The sequence below is a fragment of the Acinetobacter sp. Gutcm_16 genome (genome assembly GCF_028649355.1).
Classification (GTDB): Bacteria; Pseudomonadota; Gammaproteobacteria; order Pseudomonadales; family Moraxellaceae; genus Acinetobacter; species Acinetobacter johnsonii.
Genome location: NZ_JAQSUV010000024.1, coordinates 118,845 through 142,150 on the forward strand (window position 1 = coordinate 118,845; position 23,306 = coordinate 142,150).

Genomic DNA, 23,306 nt, shown 5'->3' on the forward strand with positions numbered 1-23,306 from the left:
CATGCAACTTATGGAAAATGTCGTTGATTTTAATAAGCTTTCAGTAGAGAAAAAACAAGTTCTATTTGAAGAGCTTGAAACTTTTGATCGAAAAATTTTCCCAAATGCAATCCCAGCAGAACTGCATCAATTGTTGTATAACCCTGATGTAGTGGCATTGCCAATTATTCGTTTTTATCATCGCGGAAAAATAGTTGGGCAAAATATTATTGCCATCTTGAAGCTTAAGACAGCGCATCAACCCTTATATATTCTTAGCTCGCGAGCAGCTTTTTTACCTGACTACCGAAATCAAAACAGAACACTTTTATCCGCAATTCGAGTGACCTTGGGTTATCGTTTAAAATATCCTACGCGTCAGTTATGGTTTGTTTCGAGTTTAATGCAGCCAAAAGTGTATCGGCTGTTTGCTTCACGTTCAAAACGTTTTTATCCGCGTGCAGAAGTGTCAATGCCTGATGATTATTTACAGGTTCTTGATCTCATGCAAAACCGTCATGTGAATGTGCAACAGCGCAGTGATGATGTGTTTGTGCATCCTTGTATACTGCCACAGACCACGCCTGAACAATTGATTCGGCTTCGAAATCGAGCCAGTCGTCATATCAACTTTTATATGCAACATACGCCTGATTATTTTGTTGGTATGGGCTTGATGTGTATCTGTAAATTAGATCTGTTGACTCTGCTGGAAGCAGCGATAAACGTGTTTTTAGGGCGAGAAGTTGCCTAAGCAGAAACTCTCGCCATACTTTATTTAGGCTGAAGTACGGATAAGCTGTATATCTGCATATTCATAAATGGTTTCAGCTTTCATTTGATGAATGTGATCCATAAACGCTACATTAAAACTTCCTGTACTTTGGCTTCGAGCATAAGCAAGCTGCCCCGCAATGGCAAAGTGGACATGCGCAGACAGCGCTGCAATGACAGGATTGGTGACTGCGCTATAGGCTGCAATTAATGCACCTAGGGCACAACCCGTAGCAGTAACTTTAGGTTGTAAATGCGAACCACCATTGACTTGGATTACAGCATCAAGCTGTTTGGAAAGGATGTAGTCAGACTCACCAGAAATGGCAATGACTTCAGCCTGCGCCAAAAGTGTTTTTGCTTGATGGTAGACATCGGCACTGCTTGCTGTACTGTCAACGCCTTTGGTTTCGATCTGATTACCCGCAAGTGTACTGATTTCCGATGCATTACCACGAATAACGGTAGGTTGAAAAGCTAATAGCTGATCGATCATTTCAGAGCGCCATTTTAAAAATGGCCCATATCCTACGGGGTCTAATACCCAAGGTATGTTTTGCTGCTGTGCGGTTTGTACCGAGATTTGCATGGCTTGCATTTGTTCAGAGGTTGGTGTACCTAGGTTAATACTGAGCGCTGCACTAATACGGGTGAAACTTTCCGCCTCAAAGGGATTATCAATCATGGCAGGTGAGGCGCCCGCAGCCAATAAAACGTTGGCTGCATAATTGGCAGCCACACTGTTGGTGATACATTGCACCAAAGGTTGTTGCGTTTTCAGGGCAGTCCAAGCTTCAGCAACATATGCCACCAAGACATCGGTTTGGTCTTGAATCGATTGTTTTGTGTTAAGCAAGGACAGGTCTAAAAGCTGGGTCATAGTGGGTGCCCTTATTTGGTGAAATAGTGGTCTTGGTGCTTACATTTACGACAAAATAAAGTCACATATTGATCGGCATCATAATCTACAGTGAGTTCATTTGAACCGCAGTACATACAGCGTTTTTGCGAATAGAAGCTTAAGCGTGGCTCAATTTTTTGCCATGAACGAGAGACAGGTTGGAAGAAAATGGCTTCGTCATAACCTAAAAAGCGGAAAAATAAGACTTCGCTCATTTTGCTGAATGGTAGGTTATGCGGTCGAGGCAGAGTTGATGTTTCCCATTTTTCAACCACACTGCGTTCACGGTATTGTTGTAAAGTTTTTTTCAACAAGTTGGTGTTGATGAAGTTTTCATTTCTGGGTTGTAAGGCTTTACGTTCATATAAATACTCCAATGCAGTTTGGATTAAATAATAAATTTGTCCGACTGCGAGTACATCGAGTAAACGATAACAAAACACTTGGAAACTGTTATTTCCCGCAATTTGAATGCCCCACGTACGGCAGTAAAACTGCATAAATTGGATAATTTCCTGATAGAGCAATTGGTACAAGGCATTTTTGACTTCATCCGCGGTCTTAAAAGGCACACCAAGGCTAAGATTTTCATAAAACCAATAACGTAATTGCTGCGTAACACTAAATAGGCTAGGTTCAGAATAGCCGTCCAAACGTACATTAATATAATACTGATGGGCTTCACTGGCAAAATCTTTGGCAACGAGGATTTGTTCTTTTACCAGTTGTTTGACGAGACTATTTTGAAACAGATAATTGGGGGTGATACTAAAATATTTGATCTGTTCCCAATCAATAAACTCTTGATGCTGTGTATGTTCTTGTGCGTAGTCATCTAACAGGGCCAATAAAAATAATTTATGCATAAAACTGAGTTGACCCAGTTCAAACTCATAAATGTCCTTGGTTTTGGTTTTACGCTGTTCTTGATGACGAGTTTCTTTCAATATTTTTTTGCGCTGGGCTAAACAACTGTCGCAGTGGCAATTTAGATTTGAATTGCTAAAAACACGATGTTGGCAGTGGCTACATTCATGAAAGTTAATTTCTTTGTCGTATTGTTCAGCATCCACCCAAAACATGGCCGCCTGACAAAGTGGACAAGGCGTGCTTTCATCAAGTTGTTTGTGCAAAATTTGAAGCGACATAAGATGAATTTGAGACTCAGGATTTTCTCAAATTATACACGCTAAAATTTCAGAAAGGCGTTGTAAATTGCAGTGTAATTGAACAAGCAGAGGTGCTTTGTAAGCGCTAGATGGGTGAAGCAACGCAGTGACGAATATAGGGCAAAAAAAATACGGCATGCACCGTATTTTTTGGACTAGTAGAATTTAAACGGGGCAAGGTAGAGAGTCATCTTCCATACCTAGTTTTTTAGCTTCAATCATGGCTTGAACTTTTTTGCTCGGCAACTTTTTACTCCCTAGTGTGTCGTAGTGATTTAGAATGCTGCTGACATCATGTGCTTGTAAAGGCATTCCTTCACAGCTCATGAACAGGGCAATGACTTTATGATCAATTTTTGCAGCATGCATTGCTTGCAGCATTTTTATATTTTCGACGCGGACGATATGGTCTTTTAAGTACATCTCACACCTCTTTTATTTTGCTTAAGTTTTATCATGCGCTATGCATATTTAGATACAAGCAAAAACTGTGCACAAAATGTAGCCGATTTGAAAATTAAGTTAGATATTTGAAAAGAGCTGGCTTTATATATTATCGATATCTTTAAGTTTCTCAGCGTTTGAATGGTAGAGAGCTAATGGTACGGTGCAAGTCTAAAGGCTGGTGCAAATATTGCTAGACAAGCACGGCACGATGTGAGGAGTTGTCTGTTTCTTATTCACTTGGTGCAGTCATATGAGCGGGATAAGAACAATAGAATTGAAAAGCTTGTTCAACGTGCCCATATAAATATCATTCAACATACACAGACAGTATGGCAAACTTGTCGTATGATCAAAACATACACAATATAAAGCTGTAGACCAATAGCATTAGGACATGACATGAATATTGCGGCAAATCCAATTATTGAAGCAGATCAAACCGTCTATTTAAAAGACTATCAAAAACCATCTTTTTTAGTAGATAGCATTCACCTCGATATTCAAGTCTATGATGATCATAGCCAAGTTGATGCTGTACTGGAGCTGACGCGCCAAACCGACGGTGATTTGGTTTTACTTGGTCGTGATTTAGAGTTGAAAAGTGTAGTCCTGAATGGCCAGCAACTCAGCCAAGAGCAATATACGCTTGATGCAGAGCAGTTGGTGATTCGTAATGCACCAAATCAGATCAAGCTTGAGACATCGGTGATCATTCATCCTGAGTCAAATACACAACTTGAAGGCCTATATCAAGCGGCATCAGATTTGTTTGTTACTCAAAATGAGCCTGAAGGTTTCCGTAAAATTACCTTTTACCCAGACCGTCCTGATGTCCTTTCAGTTTTCACCACCCGTGTAGAAGCTGACAAAAAATATCCAGTGCTCCTTGCCAATGGTAACTTGATTGAAGCGGGCGAGGCGGGCGAAGGTCGTCATTATACCATTTGGCAAGATCCAACCAAAAAACCAGCATATTTGTTTGCTTGTGTGATTGGGGATTTGGCGGTTTTAAAAGACCGTTATGTGACCTCTGAAGGCCGTGATGTGGCTTTGGAAATTTATGCTGAAGAAAAAGATATTCCGAAATGTCATATTGCGATGGAAGCCTTAAAGCATTCTATGCGTTGGGATGAAGAACACTATGGTCGTCCCTATGATTTAGACAACTATATGATTGTGGCTACCAGTGCTTTCAACATGGGGGCGATGGAAAATAAAGGTCTAAACATCTTTAATACGTCATGTGTTTTGGCGGATGAAGAATACACGACAGATGCCGCGATTATGCGTGTACAGTCGGTAATTGCCCATGAATACTTCCATAACTGGACAGGTAACCGCATTACTTGCCGTGATTGGTTCCAATTGTGTTTAAAAGAAGGCTTAACGGTTTTCCGTGATCAATCTTTCTCAGAAGATTTGCAGTCTGCTGCGGTTCAACGTATTGACGATGTTGCTGTACTCAAAGCGCATCAGTTCCCAGAAGATTCAGGCCCATTGTCTCATCCACCGCGTCCAGACCATTTTGTGGAAATCAATAACTTTTATACTGCAACGGTCTACGAAAAAGGTGCAGAAATTAACCGCATGATGGCAACCTTATTAGGCAAAGAAAAATTCCGTAAAGGAACCGATGAATACTTTGAACGCCATGATGGTCAAGCTGTGACAGTTGAAGACTGGGTAGCCGCTTTAACCGCAGGTTCAGGCGTAGATTTGTCCAACTTCTTAACATGGTATAACCAACCGGGTACACCAAAGTTAGAAGCAGAAGGTCATTATGATGTTGCTGCACAAACTTATACCTTAAACTTTAAGCAAAGTTTAAAAGCACATCCTAAGTATCCGAATCTAAAAGCTGTTCCAATCCCTGTCGCTTTAGCGCTGTTCGATGCTGCAACAGGTGAGCAATTGGTTTTAAACTCAGACAGTTTATTTGAAAATGCCGTCAAAGACGGTGTGTATCTTTTTGACCAAGACCAAGCCAGCATTGTGTTTAGCGGTTTAAGCACGAAACCTGTCGTGTCATTACTGCGTAATTTCTCTGCGCCCGTCAACTTAGAATTTAACTATACCGATGAAGAGTTGGCGTTCTTGATTCAATACGAAACCAATGGTTTTAACCAATGGCAAGCAACGCAAACACTGCTTGAGCGTATTTTACTCAATGGTCATGATGCGCATATTTATATTCAAGCCATTAAAAACACACTACCAGATCTCGTTGAACAAGATCCGCTCTTGGCATCACGTTTATTTGATGTACCAAGCGAAGGTTATTTAGGTAGTCGTATCGACACCGACTACGAACCTGTGAAGATCCAAGAACAGCGTAATGCTTTGATTGAAAAACTAGCACGTGAGTTAGGTGAGTTCTGTAAAGACACGTATTTGGCTTTAGACCCAGATTTGCAAAAAGAGTTCTCACAAGCCATGGGAGTCCGTGCGCTGAAAAACATCATGCTCAGTATGATGGCACGTCAAGGTGATGAAACCGCTTTTGAACTGGCATATCAGCAATATGAAGCTACAGCCAATATGTCTGAACGTTTAGGTGCCCTACGTGTCTTGGTTTGGAATGATGCACCGCAAGCAGAAGCGGCTTTACATGATTTTTATCAACGTTTTAAAGATGAGGCTTTGTCACTAGATCAGTGGTTTACACTTCAAGCGGCACATCCTCGTGCTACGACGGAAACCATTCAATACCTCACTTCACATGCCGATTATGATTTGGGCGTACCGAACCGTATTCGTTCAGTGAGTGGTGGTTTAAATGCAAATCCAGTGAACACATGGAGTTTTGGTGTGGATCATTTCATTGGGCTAGCAAAATATTTAGATGAGAAAAACCCAATTGTTGGTTCTCGTTTACTTCAAGTTTTGTCTCGTTGGTACACATTGGCAGAGCCACAGCGTAGCGAAGTGAAAGCAAAGCTTGAGGCTTTAAAACCACAAGTGAAATCTAAAAATGTCAGTGAGACTTTAAGTAGTATGTTAAGTATTTGATAAAAAGTTTTCTAAATTTTAAGCATTTTCAGGCTATTTTTCAGTAATGGGAAATAGCCTTTTTATTGATTTCATTAAAATTAAAAATACAGTCACTGAATAAATGTAGCGAGATAAAGTATTTATTTACTTGAATTTTTTCTGACGGAAAACAATTTAAGGAGGAATTTGGATAACTTAGTCACAAAAAATGATCAATTAAATGTTTCTTCTACATATTTTCTTCATAATTTATTAACTTTCTGTTACATTTCGCCAGATTTCTTTAAAAGAGTAATAAAAATGAATAAATTATTAGCTGCCTCTATGATTTCTGCAACAGTGCTGATGACAGGTTGTGCGAGTATTATTAAGGGGTCGACTCAAACGCTAACGTTTACCAGTGTTCCAGATTCAGCCAAAATTGAAATTAAAAACCGTGCAGGACAAAGTGTACATGTTGGGCAAACACCTACAACAGTAAGCTTGAAAAAAGGTGCTGGTTATTTCAAACCAGAAGAATACCAAATTACTTTTAGTAAAGATGGGTTTACGCCGAAAACGGTGGCTGTCAAAGGCACAATCAGTGGTTGGTATTTTGGTAATATTATTTTTGGCGGACTGATTGGCTTACTGGCGGTAGATCCAGTGACAGGTGCAATGTACAGCTTTACACCAGAGGATATTAACGCTGTATTAGAAGCTAATAATACAGAGAAAATGCCTAAAAATGACAAAGCCTTAGCGGTGGTATTTACAGATCAAGTGCCTGAAGATGTAATGGCACGCGCGATTCAAATTAAAAACTAATGACGTAAGTTCTGCATTTTGCCGAATAGATACATAAAAATCCCTCGGTTTCGAGGGATTTTTATAGACATTAAACTTTTACGATCAGTACAGGTATCGGAGACTGTGTGAGAACATTTTGCGCCACACTACCTAACATCATCTTTTTAAAGCCTGTACGGCCATGTGAGCCCATCAAAATCAGGTCTGCACCGACTTCATCGGCCACATGAATAATACCTTCAGAAGGAGAGATGCCGCGGATCACTTTGGTATCCACCTCAATTTCATCACGGTCAAATGAGAGCTTTACTTCGGCTAAACGGTCTTGAGCGACTTTTTCAGCATGTAGGAAATAGTCGGTGATGGCTGGTGCTACTTTATAAAAGTCGACTCCGACAAATGGATCAACTGCAATCACGCTCATGAGTGTTACACGACTATTTAAATCTTTGGCCAACTCAAGTGCTTGTTCAACAGCAGCATAAGACATCGGGGATTCATCGACGGCAACCAAAATGTGTTTGTAGCTCATTATCTTCTCCTTAATGGTGCATCTTTATTCGGATTATTTTGCAGTACATGCGAAATCAATTCATATAAAGACGCGTTATAGTTGATTAAGCTTTAACAATGAGAACTGGGAGCTCAGTAGACTTGAGAACATCTTGAGCAAAGCTGCCTAATAGGAATTTTTGAAAGCCTTTACGGCCATGTGAACCCATCACAATCAAGTCATTTTTTAGTGAAGCGGCTGCTTCGACCACAGCATCTTCAGAGACTTCACCTTTGATGATTTTAGACTGTGCTGTTATACCTTGTTCTTGTGCAATTTGAACAGCATCCTGAAGGGCTTTCTCAGCATTGTTGTAGGCTTGTATGAAATAGTCTTTCATGATTGGAGAAGTATAGTAAAAATCAGCATCTTTGAGAGGGTCTTCAGCAACTAAGCTAATCAATGTGAGTTGACTGCCAAAAACTTTGGCAATTTCAGCCGCTTGTTTAACCGCAGAAAAAGAAATTTGTGAACCGTCAACAGGGACTAAAATATGTTGGTAAGCCATCAGAGGGACTCCTTTTGTATAAGATTTAGTTCTTGATTTATTGATAACACACTGCCATTAAATGTTCAATTTTGATCGGGCTAAAAATTGAAAATTCATGAAATTTAAAGAAAATAATTCAAAAAAAAGCCGATTTACGTCTCCAAAATCTTGAGTGAAAAACTCAAGTTTCAGATTTAAAGCAATATTCTCTAAAAGATGCTTCTAGTGTTTAAATGAGGCTGAAATGTGACCTGTTTAATCATGCGATGTGATAGAGATTGTATTAGAATCATTTGAAAAAAGGGTGGGGCCGAACAGTATGATTTTTCAATCAATAATAAAAGTACTTAGTACTGTTTTCATGATTGTGCTTTTGAGTGCGTGTCAAAGTGTAGAAAAGAACACCAAACTGATTGCGGGAACGTTCAATACAGCAACCAATATTCAAATGAAAATGCTAGATCGCTTTGCGCCTCCCGATGTCATCGTACACAATAATATTCCATATCAAGCTAGTCCTGAGCTGAATGTTGATATCTATCAACCCAAAAATATTGAACAATTAAACACAGTGCCCACGGTGGTTTGGATTCATGGCGGCGGATGGGTTTCGGGGTCAAAAGAGCATGCGCGAGGTTATTTTAAGCTTTTAGCTAATCAAGGCTTTAACGTGGTCTCGGTAGAGTATCAGTTTGCACCTGAGGCTATTTATCCCACTCAGTTACAGCAAGTCGATCATGCACTGAATTTCTTACAATTGAATGCTGCTCAGTATCATATTAACCCGAACCAACTGTATTAAGCAGGAGACTCTGCTGGAGCCAATATTGCCAGTCATTATGCTGCACTTTTGACGAATCCCGCATTTGCTCAAGCATCCAATTTTAAGCCGAGCATTCAGCCGAAACAGCTTAAAGGGCTAATTTTGCATTGTGGTATTTATGACTTATATCGCTTTGTAAACACCGCTCCTGAGGAACTCAGGCTCATTGAATGGGGTGTTTATAGCTTGGTTCAAGCTTATACAGGGGAGCGTAAAGAGGATGCAGAGTTTTTAAAGTCAATTTCAACCAGTGAACATATTACGCCACAGTATCCATCTGTCTTTATCAGTGGAGGAAATAAAGACTTTTTAACCAAGAGCCAGTCTTTACCTTTCGTCGAGGTGTTGAAGCAGCATCAGGTTGCAGTCACGGAGGCTTTTTATCCAGACTCTAAGGAGTTTTTGGTGCATGAATATCAGTTTATGATGAGTAAACAAGCCAGCCAGCTCACCTTTGATCGAACTATTGATTTTATAAAACAGACCTCAATGCCGACTGAAACAAAATAAAAAAGTATACAGAAAGACTTGTTTAATTTTTAGTATTTAAATAACATACCGACCGATTGGTATGTTGATTATTGAGTTCCTGATGAATCCTATATTAATGGCTTATGCATTGCTGGCGATGGCAATTATTTCTGAAGTGATTGGTTCGACTTTTTTGGTAAAGTCGGAAGGTTTTACCAAGCTATTGCCTTCTCTGGCCGTAGTGGTTCTATTTTCGTTGGCATTTTATTTATTGTCTCAAGTGATTAAAGTGATTCCATTGGGTATCGCTTATGCGATTTGGGCGGGTGTTGGTATTGTTTTAACCGCTCTGATTGGTTACTTTGTTTTCCGACAAAGTCTAGATCTCGCAGCAATGATCGGTATTGCACTGATTGTTTCTGGTGTGGTCGCAATTAACTTATTTTCAAACTCAACAGGGCATTAACTTCGATGCAACAAGCAAGTCCACGTAAAAAGGCACCGGAACAGGTTCGCCAAAGTATTCTACAACATGCGATCTGTTTGGCTGCTGAAAAAGGCGTGACTGGGGTTTCCATACAAGCTGTGGCTGATTTGGTTGGTGTGAGTAAGGGCGGGGTTTTTCATCATTTTCCAAACAAACAAAAGCTACTTGAAGCGATGATTGTGGAACAGCTTGAACAATTAGATCGTGTTGTTGATGAGTTGATTAGCCAAGACCGAGATCGTTATGGTTGCTTTACCCGAGCCTATATTGAAATTACTCTAGAAAAGCAGGTGCTAGGCTTGGAGCATTCTTGGTCAGCTATTTCGATGATTATGCTGACGGATCGTACCTTTAATGAGTATTGGATTGAGTGGCTAGAAAAACGTTTGGCTCGACATCAGGATACAGACAATGACTTGGAACTTAAAATTTTGCGCTATGCTGCAGATGGCATTTGGCTCACAGCATTTACCGAGGTGGAAAATCTGTCTGAGACGATGCAACTTAAGCAAGAATTGATTCGACGAAGTTATCAGCATTAATTTTTCAAGTTAGCAATATTTAACAATAAAAAAAGCACCCATCGAGGGTGCTTTTTGTATGAGGGCTTAAACTTTTTTGGCTTTAAATTTAAATATAAGCATAACTGCAAAACCAAAGAGTAGTCCCCAAAAGGCAGAGCCAATACCAAAGAACTGTACCCCAGATGCGCTGAATAAGAACGTCATGAGCGCAGCTTCACGGTCTGATACCGCTTCAAATGCAATCGCGATGTTATGACTAATCGTGCCAAACAAAGCAATACCAGCCAAGGCTGTAATAAAAATCGCAGGGAAAGACAGCAAAAGACTGGTCAGGGTGGCTGCGAATAGTCCCATTAAGATGTAGAAGAAACCGCAGCTCATGCCCGCAATATAACGTTTCGATGGATCAGGGTGAACTTGTTCATCTAAACTGACGGCAGCACTAATTGCTGCGGTATTGACACTATAACAGCCAAAGGGTGCGAGTAAGGCTTGAGCGGTACCCGTCCAACCAATCAGTTGATTGACGTGGGGGTTATAGCCATAGCTTTTAATCATGGCAATACCCGGTAAGTATTGCGATGCCATATTGATCACAAATAAAGGCAGCGCTAAACCTAAAATAGCAGACATACTAAATTCAGGCGTCATCCAAACAGGTTGCGCTAGGCTCCATGTGATTTGAGGCGTATGAAAGTCTAAGAACAACGGGCAGAGTAACAAGCCTGCAATCACTGTAATGACAATGCAATAACGTGGGGTAAGTCGCTTAGAAACAATATAAGCCGCCAGCATGGATAAAATAAAACCCCAATGGTCTTGCATACTGGCGAACAATGAAATACCAAACTTCAATAACACACCTGCCAGCATGGCACTGGTTAGGCTTTGCGGGATATACGTCAGTACTTTTTCAAAGATACCGAAAAATCCCAAAATGGCAGTAACTAAACCACAGACCAAAAATGCGCCAATTGCTTCATGTAAATTATAACCACTGCCTGTCGCAATAATTAAGGCCAGTGCTGCCGTAGACCATGAGGTCGATACAGGATATTTAAGTTTCCAAGATAAAAGCAGGCCACTCAAACCAATACCCAGACCTAAAGCCCAGAACCATGAGTTGATTTGCGCGGTATTTGCACCTAAGACTTGGGCGGATTGAATGACCAAGACTGAAGACACACTAATGCCAATGAGGAAGGTAATAAAACCTGCGAATACTGCTGGAACTGAGAAATCTTGAAATAATTTTTGCATGAAGATCAAAACATAATTTGAATGAGTGAAAATTACTATTGTTCAAGGATCATACGCTGGTTCTTGAAAAAGAAAACAGCACATGATGGATTTTTTATCGAAAATAATGAGATTATTCACGAAAATTACAGTGTGGAAAGTGCCAGTTTTAAGCCGAAGCCACAAAACAGCAGACCGACGGTCGCCACCGCAACGGCGGCAACTTTAAACTGTCGGTTGAAATAGCTCGCCAGCTTAATACCTGAAAAAATCAGGATACTAAGATAGGCCATACTGATGATTTGTAGAATAATAGAAAGTAAGGCAAAGCTCAGTGCTGGGTAGGCATAATTTGGGTCGACAAACTGCACAAAAAAAGACAGATAAAACAAAATGGCTTTTGGGTTTAAAAGGCTAATGGTCAGCGCTGAACGAAAAGGATGTAAGGTTTGTAATGTGCTCTGGCCTGTACTTGCTGCAAGCAGTTGTGGGCTGGACTTCCAGGTTTTGACTCCTGCAATCAAGAGTTTTATACCTAAATATGATAGATACAGTGCACCTACAATTTTTAATAAAATAAACAGCCAAGGAAAAGCATGTAAAAGAGATGCTGCACCCAGCACGGTACATAGAATGAGGATCAAATCGCCAGTGAAAACACCTAATGCACCCCAGTAACCTGTCTTAATACCAAATCGTGAGGCAATGGACATCACATAAAGAGAATTTGGGCCTGGCAAAATCACAATTAGAATTGTACCGATGATATAAGTACCGATGTCGATAATACCAAACACAACGTATTCTCAATAAAAAAGCCGATGTTGCATGATAACAAAATCGGCTTTTAAAAGAAGAAAAATCAAGTTAAGCTGAAATTTCTTCATCTAAACCAAAAGACTGACGTAACAGTGTGTTCAGTTGTTGACGAGCTTTAATAAATCCATCAATCCCCCCTTGTAGCAGTTGCGTTGCCATGAGGTCATGTTCAATTTGATCTCTAAACTCAGTTTCACCGAGTGCGTTAAGTGCAGTTGTCGCTGGTGCAATATCACTTGCTGACAGTTGTGCTTTGACTTCACGCGTGTCTTGTTCAAGTGCAGCCAATAAATTAGGTGCAACAGTCAGCAGGTCACAGCCGGCTAGTCCCAACACTTGGTCAATACTCCGGAAGCTTGCGCCCATAATTTCTGTTTTAACCCCATGTGCTTTATAGAACTGGTAAATTTGCTTCACAGACAGTACGCCAGGGTCTTTTTCAACGGGATAGCTGTCCACGCCTTCGGCCTTTTTGTACCAATCTAAAATACGTCCAACAAAAGGTGAGATTAAAGTGACATTCGCCTCCGCACAAGCATGTGCTTGATGCACACCAAACAAAAGCGTTAAGTTGGTATGGATACCTTCAGCTTCCAGCACTTTCGCTGCTTGAATGCCTGCCCATGTCGAAGCAATTTTAATTAAAATACGATCTTGATCTACGCCGTAGTTTTTATATAGCGCCAGCAGCTCTTTGGCTTTTTCGATGGTGGCATTAGTATCATAAGACAGCGCGGCATCCACTTCTGTGGAAACACGACCTTCGATCAACTTGAGAATTTCAACACCAAATTTGACGGTAAGAATGTCAATCGTACGTTCAATAAGTAAGTCATCTTCGAAGCCTTCCGCTTTGGCTTGAGCGAAAGCGTCTTCAATCAACTCTTTATTTTCAGGTTGACTTGCAGCTGCTGTAATTAGAGAAGGATTGGTGGTTGCATCGAGCGGGCGAAATTGGTTAATCGCCGCTAAATCGCTACTGTCGGCAACAATGGTGGTTAAGCTTTTTAATTGGTTTAATGCGGTTTGTGTCATTGATCGTTCGTTCTTAAAGTTATTACCCGTAAAATATTTATAACACAAACTGCTTTTAACCCAAGTGGATTCGGACGTTTTAACAGCAGTTATTATACTTTTTTACGCTGATTTCGGATGTGTTGGATTAAAAAACGCGCAGCCGCGCCCAATTCACTTTCGCGACTCCAGACCAAGTCTACAAAATATTCAAACTTGGGGGTGAAATCTATCAGATCTAATATTTTGAGTTGTTTTTTGAGCTGAGGGTTTTCATTCAACATTTCTAAGGGCAAAACACCCCAACCAAAGTTTTGCATGATTAAGGCGCAAGCTGAGTGATGGTTGTCTGTCCGCCAATACTGTTTGGAATACAGCAATTCTGGCTTAATGCTTTTATCGCGACTGGCAACTACGATTTGACGACTGTGTTGGATTTGTTCAAAGCTGACTTGTGAAAATTTCGCCAGAGTAAAGTCCTTATTGGCAACGGGAACTAAAGTCTCGAGTTTTAATTCTACAAACTGTTCGCTACTTTCAAGTTGTTCACGTTCAAACATCAGTGCCAGTTGTGCTGTGCCATTGAGTAACATTTTCTGTGCGTCTTCTTGAGGTGCAGAAAAAATATTGATTTGTAGACTGGGAAATTCGGCTTCTAATATTGCGATGTAGTCGATCCATTGCATATGTAGTAGTTCCGATACCACTACAATGTTGAGCGAGGACTCCAAACCGTGGCTTAGGGCATAGGCATGCTGTTTCCATTGATTCATTTCGGTCAACAGTTGCTCGGTCTTTTCGTACAAAGTCATGGCTTGTGCTGTTGCTGTAGGCTCACGTCCTTCGCGTAAGAAGAGCTGTAGGTTTAAGTCTATTTCCAAGTTAGCAATTGACATACTTACGGCCGATGGTACTTTGCCCAGCTTGCGTGCAGCAGCTGAAAATGAGCCTGACTCAATCACGGTTTTAAAAATAATCAGTTGCTCTTGATTGATATTCATAATTTTCTATCTTTCAGTTTTATTGAAAGAACCTAACTCGATTAATCAATATTATAAAAATAAAATAGCCAATATCCAATCATGAAAGAGTAATTAAAAATGTTGATTTCCAAAAGAAGGATTATTCATGCGTTCAGCTATGAAATCATCCTATTGGTGATCATTGCTGTTGCCTTAAGTTTCATATTCCATATGCCTTTAGAAGTCACAGGTGTACTCGGTATTGCCATGGCTGTCACTTCGGTCATATGGAATATGGTGTTTAACCATTTTTTTGAAAAGTTTGAAGCGAAAAGAAAGCTAAAAAGAACCATCGGTGTGCGTGTTCTTCACGCGATTGGTTTTGAGGGTGGTTTGATGCTGGCAACCATCCCAATGGTGGCATATGCAATGCAAATGAGTATTTGGCAAGCTATCGTGCTCGACTTTAGTTTAACCATGTGTATTTTGGTTTATACCTTTATTTTCCAGTGGTGTTATGACTGCCTAGAAGAACAGTTAGGCTACAAACCAAAATATCATTAATAATTAATTAAAAAATCCATTAATTAGTCATAAAGGCCTTATCTGATAAAGTAAGGCCTTTATTGATATTAAATACTTTATATTTTAACAAAAGATAAAAAATGATCACAATTTGACCATGTAAATAACTCCATTTATTACATAACTTCTAAATATAAAAACAAAGAAGTGTTTTTATAAAACTTAATAAAAAATATATCGTACAAGGAGTTAGACGATGAAAATAGGCGCTTTAATTGTATCTATAGCTTTACTAAGTGTTACACAGTCAGGCTTTTCAGCTACAGGTGGAAGTTTTAAACGGTTTTCTGTTTCTGCGGGGTGGTTACATGCTATGCCTCAAGGAAAGGCCAATCCATTTAATATTTCGACTCCAATTGCAAATGGTAAGAATGCAAATATTGGATCGGTCTCATTGAATGCTGTTGTTAATTCAATTGATCCTTCGGATGTAAATGCAGATGCTATGAAAAGTATTCTTAATATGCTTGGAGATATGTATAAAGAAAATCCGAACGAACCTGAATTGAGCCAGTTCTTTGAGCTAAAAAATATGAATGGTACAGATGAGGTCTATTTAAAAGATGCTTTGTCAGGTAGTGCAGACTTATACGGTTTAGAGCAATGGACAGCTGGGGGGAGCGGCCTTGAAGTTCAAGATGCAGATACGCTCGGTTTAATGATGAATTATTATGTAAATGATAATGTTTCATTACAGCTGATTGGAGGAATACCGCCAAAAGTCGATATTAAAGGAAAAGGAGAAATATTAGCGCCTATGTCAGGTATAGGCCATACAGGTATAGGTCTTGATTTGCCTTTAGCACAAGATATTCCAATTACAAATTTAGGAAGTAAGTCTAAAGTTGCGACAGTCCGTGCTTGGACTCCTGCATTTGAAGCACAATATCAGTTTGGTCAGTCTGGGATAAATAAATTCCGCCCATATGTTGGCTTAGGCATTATGTATGCACATTTTGGTAGCATTAAAGTGAATGGAGAAACCAAGGCTGACTTAGTGGCAGCAGGCCATATGATTCAAAATATTCTAGATGGGAAAGCTGGAGCCGCTCTAGATCGGGGGCAATCAAGTGCATCTCCTTATGTAAAAGTAAAATCTGAAGATGCCTTTGCTCCAATCGTAAGTCTTGGTGCAACATATGACATAACTTCTAATTGGTACGGCGTGGCGTCTGTTTCATATTCAAAATTAAATAATAAAACGACGATTGATGTTATAGATAGGAATATAGGGAATCGTTTAATTCATTCTTCTACTAAAATTGATATCGATCCCTTAATTACTTACCTTGGCGTAGGTTATCGTTTTTAATCTAATCAGTGAAAAAGCATTTAGGAATGCTTTTTCTAACCATAATGTTTCATTTCAGCTATAAAAAATAAAAAGACCCTTGGAAGTACAATTTCCAAAGGTCTTTTTTTCAAAAGTGAAAACAGTTAATTATTTTTCAATAATTGCCGTTACACCTTGGCCACCAGCAGCACAAATTGAAACCAGTACGCGACCTGAACCTTTTTGGTTGATCAGCTTCGCAGCAGTAGCAATGATACGGCCACCAGTTGCAGCAAATGGGTGACCTGCTGCAAGTGAAGAACCTTTTACGTTGAGTTTAGTGCGGTCAATTGAACCGAGTGGAGCATCTAAACCTAAACGGTCTTTACAGAATTTTGGATCTTCCCAAGCTTTCAACGTTGAAAGAACTTGCGATGCAAATGCTTCATGAATTTCGTAGTAGTCGAAGTCTTGAAGTTTAATGCCAGCACGCTCAAGCATACGTGGAACTGCATAAGCAGGTGCCATCAATAGGCCTTCTTTTTTCTCAACGAAATCAACCGCAGCTGTCTCTTGGAAGGTTAAGTAAGCAAGCACTTCGTGACCGTTTGCTTTTGCCCATTCCTCAGATGCTAAAAGCACACAAGACGCACCATCCGTAAGTGGTGTTGAGTTACCCGCGGTCATGGTACGCGCATCGCCTTTACCAAAAGCTGGTTTGAGCTTAGCAAGTTTTTCAACAGTAGAGTCAGCACGTAAGTTGTTGTCACGCTCTAAACCTAAGAATGGTGTGATTAGGTCATCGAAGAAACCTTCTTCGTAAGCCGCAGCCATTTTTTGGTGTGAAGATGCAGCAAGTTCGTCTTGTGCTTCACGTGCAATACCCCATTCAAGCGCAGTAATAGCTTGGTGATCACCCATAGAAAGACCAGTGCGTGGCTCACCATTTTTCGGCGCATCCATCAAGTCTTTTAAGTTGATTTTGGTTAAAGCTTTTAAACGGTCTTTACCCGTTTTTGCAATGTTGAGTTCAAGCAATGCTTTACGTAAACCATCACCAAACGCAATTGGTGCATCAGAAGTCGTATCTACACCACCAGCAACACCCACTTCAATTTGGCCCAGTGCGATTTTGTTGGCAACTAAGAAAGCTGCTTGTAAGCCAGTACCACATGCTTGCTGAATATCGTAAGCAGGTGTTTCTGGTGCAAGTGCAGTGTTTAGTACACATTCACGGGTCATGTTAAAGTCACGGCTGTGTTTAAGTACCGCACCAGCAACCACTTCACCAAGGCGTTGACCTTGAAGGTTAAAACGTTCAACAAGACCGTTTAGCGCTGCTGTGAACATATCTGTATTCGAAGCGGTGAAATATGCGCCATTTGAGCGAGCGAAAGGAATACGGTTACCACCGATAATAGCCACGCGGCGAACAGTGTTTTGACTCATGGTTTGATCCTGTTGAACAGCAGTTTGAGTTTTTGGTTTTGAAGCATTTGTAGAAGAAGCGGGGCTTTTACTACGAGTTGACGCAGCACGGGTGCGAGTCGGCTTAGTCGTGTTATTTACTGATTGGGTTGTTGTGCCAGTACTTTTAGTTCTACGAGATGTACTTTTTGATGTATTTGACACAGCTTCCGTAGCAGAATTTTCCACTGCTGGATTTTCTTGAGTTGTTTTGCTCATAAGGCTTTTCCAAGCATGTTAATCTATTCTTAGGGTGTACATTAGCATATTATAAAAAGGGCTGAATTGACTAGAATGACATTGCAACAGGCTTTCAGGTCAAGACATATCATCTATAACTCAAGTATGATTCTATAGAAACCGATGGAACTATTGAAATATAAGACTCTAGACATCACTTTGAAGTTAAAAGGATATCTTTGAATCCATCAACAATTAATTTGTATGAGAGATAAAAACATGACTGATCAATACCAAACATTCGCAAAATCTCCGATTGGTAAATTTGTCATTAAAAATTTGGGTTTACCTGCACCAACTTTTTTAGACCGTTTTGAGTCAGCAACACCTGTTATTAAAGGTGCTGTTTTACTGGGTGCAGCAGCAAACAGTTCATTATCTGGTGCAATTGCGCAAGTGTTGGCAAATGTTCATGCCAATAGCTATGCAGGTAACAATGCACAGTTACAGCAAGCTGCGGCTAAAGTGGGCTTAAATTTAAGTGCATTTAATGCAGGCGACAAAGAGTCTAAATTCAAAGTTGTTATTTTTGATGCATCTGGCATTGAGTCATCAGAGCAACTCAATGAGTTATATAACTTCTTTAATCCTATCGCACGTCAAGTGGCTGCTTCTGGTCGTGTGATTGTGGTAGGTACGACACCTGAAACTGCGGGTAGCGTGAAAAAAGCGATTGCACAACGCGCGCTTGAAGGCTTCGTGAAGTCTGTCGGTAAAGAATTTAAAAAGGGGATTGCAGCACATTTGATTTATGTGGATGCAGGTGCAGAAGCAAATCTTGAGTCAACTTTACGTTTTGCAGCATCTCCACGTTCTGCTTATGTTTCTGGTCAAGTGATTCGCGTATCTAAAGCTGCTGTTGTAGATGTAGATTGGGCTAAACCACTGGCAGGTAAAACGGCTGTAGTAACAGGTGCGAGCCGTGGTATTGGTGAAGCGATTGCACATGTCTTGGCACGTGATGGTGCGCATGTGATTTGTTTAGATGTACCACAGCAACAAGCAGATCTTGACCGTGTTGCAGGTGAGATTGGTGGTTCAACACTGGCAATTGATATCACAGCAAACGATGCAGGTGAAAAAATCAAAGCTGTGGCAGCTGCTCAAGGCGGATTAGATATTATCGTGCATAACGCAGGTATTACTCGTGACAAAACTTTGGCAAATATGAAGCCTGAGCTTTGGGACTTGGTGATTAACATTAACTTGTCTGCGATTGAACGCGTGAATGATTATTTACTTGCGAACGAGGGTTTAAATGCCAATGGTCGTATTGTTTGTGTATCATCAATTTCAGGTATTGCGGGTAACCTAGGTCAAACCAACTATGCTGTGTCGAAAGCAGGTGTCATTGGTGTGGTTAAATTTACTGCTCCAACGTTGACGAATGGCATTACGATCAATGCGGTTGCGCCAGGTTTCATTGAAACGCAAATGACTGCTGCGATTCCATTTGCAATCCGCGAAGCAGGGCGTCGTATGAACTCGATGAGCCAAGGTGGTTTACCTGTAGATGTTGCTGAAACCATTGCTTTATTTGCAGCGACAGCATCGACTGGTTTAAACGGCAACGTGGTACGCGTTTGTGGTCAAAGCTTGTTGGGTGCTTAATTTAAAAGCTTGAATTTATCTCTCGTTTAGAGGGGGGTAAATTCTTTATATTATAAATGGGATGGCATTTTCCCTCATCCCAACCTTCTCCCTGAGGGAGAAGGTGCTTTCAAAAAATATTGAAATAAAAACTTCTCAAAGGTTCAGTATGAAGACTCGCCATTTTAGTCAACTTCCAAAACCATATATGGCTTATCCGAAAGTCATTCAAGGTTTGATCTTTAAAAAACCAAAAGGTGAAAAAGTCTTACCGCAGGTTGAGTATGTGGTGGATTCTTTTAACGTCGATCAAAAGCATTTGAAAGCTTATAACCAAGTGTGTGGCTTTAAAAATAATGGTTATATTCCTGCGATTTATTTGGCCGTATTATCGCAAAGCCTACAAATGCACATGATGGGGCAAGAGCCGTTTCCATTTCCTGTGCTAGGTTTGGTACATATTCGCAATCAAGTCAAACAAATGCGTAAAGTTGGTGTCAATGAAACCCTCACTTTATCATGTAAATATGGCGCGCTTGAGCCACATGATAAAGGTGTTCAATTTGATTTTATTACCACAGTGAAAGTTGGCAATGAAGTGGTGGTTGAAGCATTGACCACGTATTTAGCACGTCAAAAGACCGATGGTAAAACAGCACCAAAATTAGTTGAAGCAACGACTCCAGATTATCAGCCGAATGCAGTCTGGGAAGTCTCTGAAAACACAGGCCGTCGTTATGCAATGACCTCGGGCGACTTCAACCTCATCCACATTCATGCGGTAACAGCAAAAGCTTTTGGTTTCAAACAGGCCATTGCGCATGGCATGTGGAGTAAGGCGCGAGCGTTAGCTTCGATCACATTGCCTGATGCTTATGAGGCGGATGTTTGGTTTAAACTGCCGATGTATTTGCCGTCAACAGTCGATTTTATGACCGCGACAGAAGGTGTAAATACGGCTTTCTTCATTCGAAATAGTAAGAACCAAAAACCGCATGTGACGGGACAGGTCAAAGCACTATAATTTTAAAAAGCCCAGTTTAGATTACACTGGGCTTTTTTATGTCAGCTTAAAAATACAAGGATGTGTAAATGAAAATTTTAAAACAATATTTACAAGCGAATCCGAACCATTACCAAGGCTATGTTGACCCACGTTTTCAAAGTGTTGCCCATCTCTTTAGCCGCTTACAGGATGCTCGTTCAGCATATGGTGGTGCAGCCTGTGTTTTATATTTTCAAGGTGAAAAAATTGTCGATATCTATACGGGTTTAGCAGCGGTAGATTCTCCTTGGCAGGCCAATACCATGTCGGTGTGTTATTCGACAGGCAAAGGCGTGCTCGCAACCTTGGCGCATATTTTAGTCAGTCGAGGTGTGCTGAATTACGACCAACCGATTGCGGATTATTGGCCTGAGTTTGCCCAAAATGGCAAAGGAAAGATGACGCTAAGACATGTGCTGAGTCATCAAAGTGGATTATTTGATATTCGTAATAACATTGCCGATGCAACAGAGATGTTGGACTGGGCACATATGTTAGATGTATTTGAAAGGGCGCAACCACGTTTTGCAATTGGTGAAGATGCTGCCTATCAACCTTTGTCATTTGGTTGGCTAGTCGGTGGTGCTTTGGAAAAAGCAACGGGGAAACCTTTAACTGAACTCTTCCAAACCTATTTAGTTAAGCCATTTGAGCTAGATGGGGCTTACTTTGGTGCACCCAGTGCTGAATTAAAACGTATTGCGAGGCCCATTACTCGTCCTGTATCTATCCAACCAAATCAAAAAAGTCCAACGAAGGTGCGTAAAGTCTCATTGCTAGATAAAGCGATGCAGTGGTCAGGGCAAGATCCACAAGATTTTCAGGATGGCATGATTCCCAAAGGCATGAAAAAGGTCAGCTTTTACCATGATGATGCGATTCAGGCGATCATTCCCGCAGCAAATGGTGTATTTACAGCCAATAGTTTAGCCAAAGTGTATGCGATGCTATCTCAAAAAGGGATTTGGAAAGGTCAGCAGTTGATTCGTCCAGATGTATTTTCTGAATTGAGTCGAGTGCAATATAGCTATCGAGATCGCGTGATGCCGATACCTATGCATTGGCGCTTGGGGTATCACCGTATATTAACCTTAGGAAAAACCGCAGAGCAGGGTTTTGGTCATATGGGCTTTAATGGTTCAGGGGCTTGGGGCGATAGTGAGCGAGGCTTAAGTTTTGCTTATACACATAACTTTGCTACAGGTTCTTTAACTGGGGATTATCGTCTTTGGGCTTTGAGCCAAGAAAGTTTACGCTGCGTAGATGCGATCTTAAAAGGTAAAAAAGGTTGGTTTTGACAGGCCGGAGATTTAGTCATCGTCTAAAATATGTTATGTTCGTCGCGGTTTAGGTTTTGAATATTTGTGACATGAAGGCTCCCATTCTTATCCCGCTGGTTGCTACAGGATTACTCTTAGGTTGTTCCGAGGCGAATCAAACGCAACATGATCAGTCTAAACTCCAAGTGGCAGAACAAAAGCAGATTATTCCTGCGTGGGTTGGGAGTTATCAGGGGACAACGCCGTGTATGGGATGTTTGTCCCGTTGTGAAGACTGTCCAGGTATGGCAGTTGCACTTGAGCTGCATGAAAACATGACTTACACCCTAAAACGAGAAAGTTTGAGTGGTCATAATGAAATCGAAACTTTGACTGGAGCACTTCGTTTTAATGCTCAAGATCAGCACAAGGTTGAGTTGGTGAACGTAACCACGCGAAACTTACTTTATGTCGATTTAGAAGACCGTGTTCTAGAAATACGTGAAGATGTGACTGGAAAAAAATATCAAATGCAGAGTGATTTTATTTTAGTGAAACAGGCTTAATTTTCAAATGGCTAGCTCTTAGTTTAATTGTTGAAATATTGAGAATTTTTGGATAATTTGGAAATAATCAATTAGCTTGTAAAAATATGAAATTTAAGGAATCTAGCCTAACAGATATTATTGCTGCTATTTCGGCAGTAGCGCTTGTTGTTACAATGGCTTCACAAACCTATTTTTACTATAGGTTAGATGCACTTTGGTTGCTATCTATTTTACCACCATCGGTGTTTTTTATTGAAGTTCTGAGAGTTTTAGCGCTTGTAGTAATTTTAATTCTAGGAGCATTTGCATCTGAAGCTATTTATAAGCTTATTATTAAACTTTGCATGAAAAAAAGAAAAATTCTTTATAAGGATAATGCGGATGCAATAAAGAATTTATTAGATAAGAAGAGAAAGTCTTTTGTTCGTGGTTACGCAGTTTTTTCTATAGTCTTACTTTATTTTGTATTGGTTGCTTTTCAAAAGTTTGGTTTTCTTATTACAACAGAAGTAATGTTTTGGACAGCATTTACTTGGGGATCACTTTTAAAAACTGTTTCTAGTAAAGAATTAAATAATATAACTAGAAGAGTTAGCCTTGTTTTTATTCTTATCTGTACAACTGCTTTAAATGCAGAAATCAAAATCGCTTATATAAATACTGCTCCTATTGTCTTTATGAAAAGTGAAAAGGGGGAGAGGAATGAAGTAAAGCTTTTGGATATGTATCAGGATAAAGTAATAGTATTTTATCAAAATGATTCTAAATATGAATTTAATGTTTTACAAAGTGATCAAATAGAAAAGATTGTTGGATCTTCGATTGTAAATTAACTCACTCCATTCACTCTTTGGCAAAAAAACAGTA

Annotated in this window: 22 protein-coding genes and 1 pseudogene; 13 read left to right on the forward strand and 10 right to left on the reverse strand. The window is 40.2% G+C overall.

Features of this window, described 5'->3' with window-relative positions:
• Nucleotide 1 precedes the first annotated feature (1 nt).
• The gene (locus PTT44_RS05760) at nucleotides 2–733 is read left to right on the forward strand and encodes a hypothetical protein (protein WP_168159240.1); all 732 of its coding nucleotides are present in this window, start codon (nucleotides 2–4) and stop codon (nucleotides 731–733) included.
• Between the two features lie 24 nt (nucleotides 734–757).
• On the opposite strand, the gene thiM is transcribed toward PTT44_RS05760, so the two are convergent.
• The 3 genes from thiM to PTT44_RS05775 form a co-directional block, all read right to left on the reverse strand.
• Complete coding sequence (gene thiM, locus PTT44_RS05765) at nucleotides 758–1,633, reverse strand: hydroxyethylthiazole kinase (protein ID WP_168159239.1); 876 nt, start codon at nucleotides 1,631–1,633, stop codon at nucleotides 758–760.
• Between the two features lie 11 nt (nucleotides 1,634–1,644).
• On the reverse strand, nucleotides 1,645–2,802 hold the full coding sequence (locus PTT44_RS05770) for a hypothetical protein (protein WP_168159238.1): 1,158 nt from the start codon (nucleotides 2,800–2,802) through the stop codon (nucleotides 1,645–1,647).
• Nucleotides 2,803–2,988: 186 nt separating this feature from the next.
• Nucleotides 2,989–3,246: a hypothetical protein gene (locus PTT44_RS05775; RefSeq protein WP_004696895.1), complete on the reverse strand. Its 258-nt coding sequence runs from the start codon at nucleotides 3,244–3,246 to the stop codon at nucleotides 2,989–2,991.
• A gap of 423 nt (nucleotides 3,247–3,669) precedes the next feature.
• On the opposite strand from PTT44_RS05775, the gene pepN reads away from it, so the two are divergent.
• Entirely contained in the window at nucleotides 3,670–6,279 is a 2,610-nt protein-coding gene (pepN, locus tag PTT44_RS05780) for an aminopeptidase N (protein WP_168159237.1), read from the forward strand.
• A 282-nt stretch (nucleotides 6,280–6,561) separates the two neighbouring features.
• Nucleotides 6,562–7,068, forward strand: a complete 507-nt coding sequence (locus PTT44_RS05785) for a hypothetical protein (protein WP_148825963.1) — start codon at nucleotides 6,562–6,564, stop codon at nucleotides 7,066–7,068.
• Nucleotides 7,069–7,138: 70 nt separating this feature from the next.
• On the opposite strand, the gene PTT44_RS05790 is transcribed toward PTT44_RS05785, so the two are convergent.
• Nucleotides 7,139–7,582: a universal stress protein gene (locus PTT44_RS05790; RefSeq protein WP_004696899.1), complete on the reverse strand. Its 444-nt coding sequence runs from the start codon at nucleotides 7,580–7,582 to the stop codon at nucleotides 7,139–7,141.
• A gap of 85 nt (nucleotides 7,583–7,667) precedes the next feature.
• Nucleotides 7,668–8,111 carry a universal stress protein gene (locus PTT44_RS05795; protein WP_058869721.1) on the reverse strand — a complete coding sequence of 148 codons (444 nt, stop codon included), beginning with the start codon at nucleotides 8,109–8,111 and terminating at the stop codon, nucleotides 7,668–7,670.
• Nucleotides 8,112–8,412: 301 nt separating this feature from the next.
• Between PTT44_RS05795 and PTT44_RS05800 the strand changes: the two are divergent.
• The 3 genes and pseudogenes from PTT44_RS05800 to PTT44_RS05810 all read left to right on the forward strand — a co-directional run bounded on the left by PTT44_RS05800 (nucleotide 8,413) and on the right by PTT44_RS05810 (nucleotide 10,416).
• Nucleotides 8,413–9,426 (forward strand): annotated as a pseudogene (locus PTT44_RS05800) (alpha/beta hydrolase).
• A gap of 82 nt (nucleotides 9,427–9,508) precedes the next feature.
• Nucleotides 9,509–9,853, forward strand: coding sequence for a DMT family transporter (locus tag PTT44_RS05805; protein ID WP_168159235.1), 345 nt, complete (start codon nucleotides 9,509–9,511; stop codon nucleotides 9,851–9,853).
• Between the two features lie 5 nt (nucleotides 9,854–9,858).
• Nucleotides 9,859–10,416, forward strand: a complete 558-nt coding sequence (locus PTT44_RS05810; protein ID WP_168159234.1) for a TetR/AcrR family transcriptional regulator — start codon at nucleotides 9,859–9,861, stop codon at nucleotides 10,414–10,416.
• A gap of 66 nt (nucleotides 10,417–10,482) precedes the next feature.
• Here the strand turns inward: PTT44_RS05810 and PTT44_RS05815 are convergent, their stop codons facing one another.
• From PTT44_RS05815 to PTT44_RS05830, 4 genes are all read right to left on the reverse strand, one after another.
• Nucleotides 10,483–11,658 carry a benzoate/H(+) symporter BenE family transporter gene (locus PTT44_RS05815; protein ID WP_168159233.1) on the reverse strand — a complete coding sequence of 392 codons (1,176 nt, stop codon included), beginning with the start codon at nucleotides 11,656–11,658 and terminating at the stop codon, nucleotides 10,483–10,485.
• A 125-nt stretch (nucleotides 11,659–11,783) separates the two neighbouring features.
• Nucleotides 11,784–12,434, reverse strand: coding sequence for a leucine efflux protein LeuE (gene leuE, locus PTT44_RS05820; protein WP_168159232.1), 651 nt, complete (start codon nucleotides 12,432–12,434; stop codon nucleotides 11,784–11,786).
• Between the two features lie 70 nt (nucleotides 12,435–12,504).
• On the reverse strand, nucleotides 12,505–13,491 hold the full coding sequence (tal, locus tag PTT44_RS05825; RefSeq protein WP_004984782.1) for a transaldolase: 987 nt from the start codon (nucleotides 13,489–13,491) through the stop codon (nucleotides 12,505–12,507).
• A gap of 92 nt (nucleotides 13,492–13,583) precedes the next feature.
• Nucleotides 13,584–14,471, reverse strand: a complete 888-nt coding sequence (locus PTT44_RS05830) for a LysR family transcriptional regulator (protein WP_168159231.1) — start codon at nucleotides 14,469–14,471, stop codon at nucleotides 13,584–13,586.
• 99 nt (nucleotides 14,472–14,570) lie between these two features.
• On the opposite strand from PTT44_RS05830, the gene aceI reads away from it, so the two are divergent.
• Complete coding sequence (aceI, locus tag PTT44_RS05835; RefSeq protein WP_168159230.1) at nucleotides 14,571–14,996, forward strand: chlorhexidine efflux PACE transporter AceI; 426 nt, start codon at nucleotides 14,571–14,573, stop codon at nucleotides 14,994–14,996.
• Nucleotides 14,997–15,213: 217 nt separating this feature from the next.
• Entirely contained in the window at nucleotides 15,214–16,329 is a 1,116-nt protein-coding gene (locus PTT44_RS05840; protein WP_168159229.1) for an OmpW/AlkL family protein, read from the forward strand.
• 129 nt (nucleotides 16,330–16,458) lie between these two features.
• Here PTT44_RS05840 and PTT44_RS05845 read toward each other — a convergent pair whose 3' ends face one another.
• A complete protein-coding gene (locus PTT44_RS05845; protein WP_168159228.1) occupies nucleotides 16,459–17,976 on the reverse strand; it encodes an acetyl-CoA C-acetyltransferase in 1,518 nt (505 codons plus the stop codon).
• A 240-nt stretch (nucleotides 17,977–18,216) separates the two neighbouring features.
• On the opposite strand from PTT44_RS05845, the gene PTT44_RS05850 reads away from it, so the two are divergent.
• The 5 genes from PTT44_RS05850 to PTT44_RS05870 all read left to right on the forward strand — a co-directional run bounded on the left by PTT44_RS05850 (nucleotide 18,217) and on the right by PTT44_RS05870 (nucleotide 23,272).
• A complete protein-coding gene (locus tag PTT44_RS05850) occupies nucleotides 18,217–19,608 on the forward strand; it encodes a 3-oxoacyl-ACP reductase (RefSeq protein ID WP_168159227.1) in 1,392 nt (463 codons plus the stop codon).
• 148 nt (nucleotides 19,609–19,756) lie between these two features.
• Entirely contained in the window at nucleotides 19,757–20,611 is an 855-nt protein-coding gene (locus tag PTT44_RS05855; protein ID WP_168159226.1) for a MaoC family dehydratase, read from the forward strand.
• Nucleotides 20,612–20,685: 74 nt separating this feature from the next.
• Complete coding sequence (locus PTT44_RS05860; protein ID WP_273795562.1) at nucleotides 20,686–21,930, forward strand: serine hydrolase domain-containing protein; 1,245 nt, start codon at nucleotides 20,686–20,688, stop codon at nucleotides 21,928–21,930.
• 71 nt (nucleotides 21,931–22,001) lie between these two features.
• Nucleotides 22,002–22,457: a copper resistance protein NlpE N-terminal domain-containing protein gene (locus tag PTT44_RS05865; protein ID WP_168159224.1), complete on the forward strand. Its 456-nt coding sequence runs from the start codon at nucleotides 22,002–22,004 to the stop codon at nucleotides 22,455–22,457.
• An 86-nt stretch (nucleotides 22,458–22,543) separates the two neighbouring features.
• Complete coding sequence (locus PTT44_RS05870) at nucleotides 22,544–23,272, forward strand: hypothetical protein (RefSeq protein WP_062032696.1); 729 nt, start codon at nucleotides 22,544–22,546, stop codon at nucleotides 23,270–23,272.
• The last annotated feature ends 34 nt before the right edge of the window (nucleotides 23,273–23,306 follow it).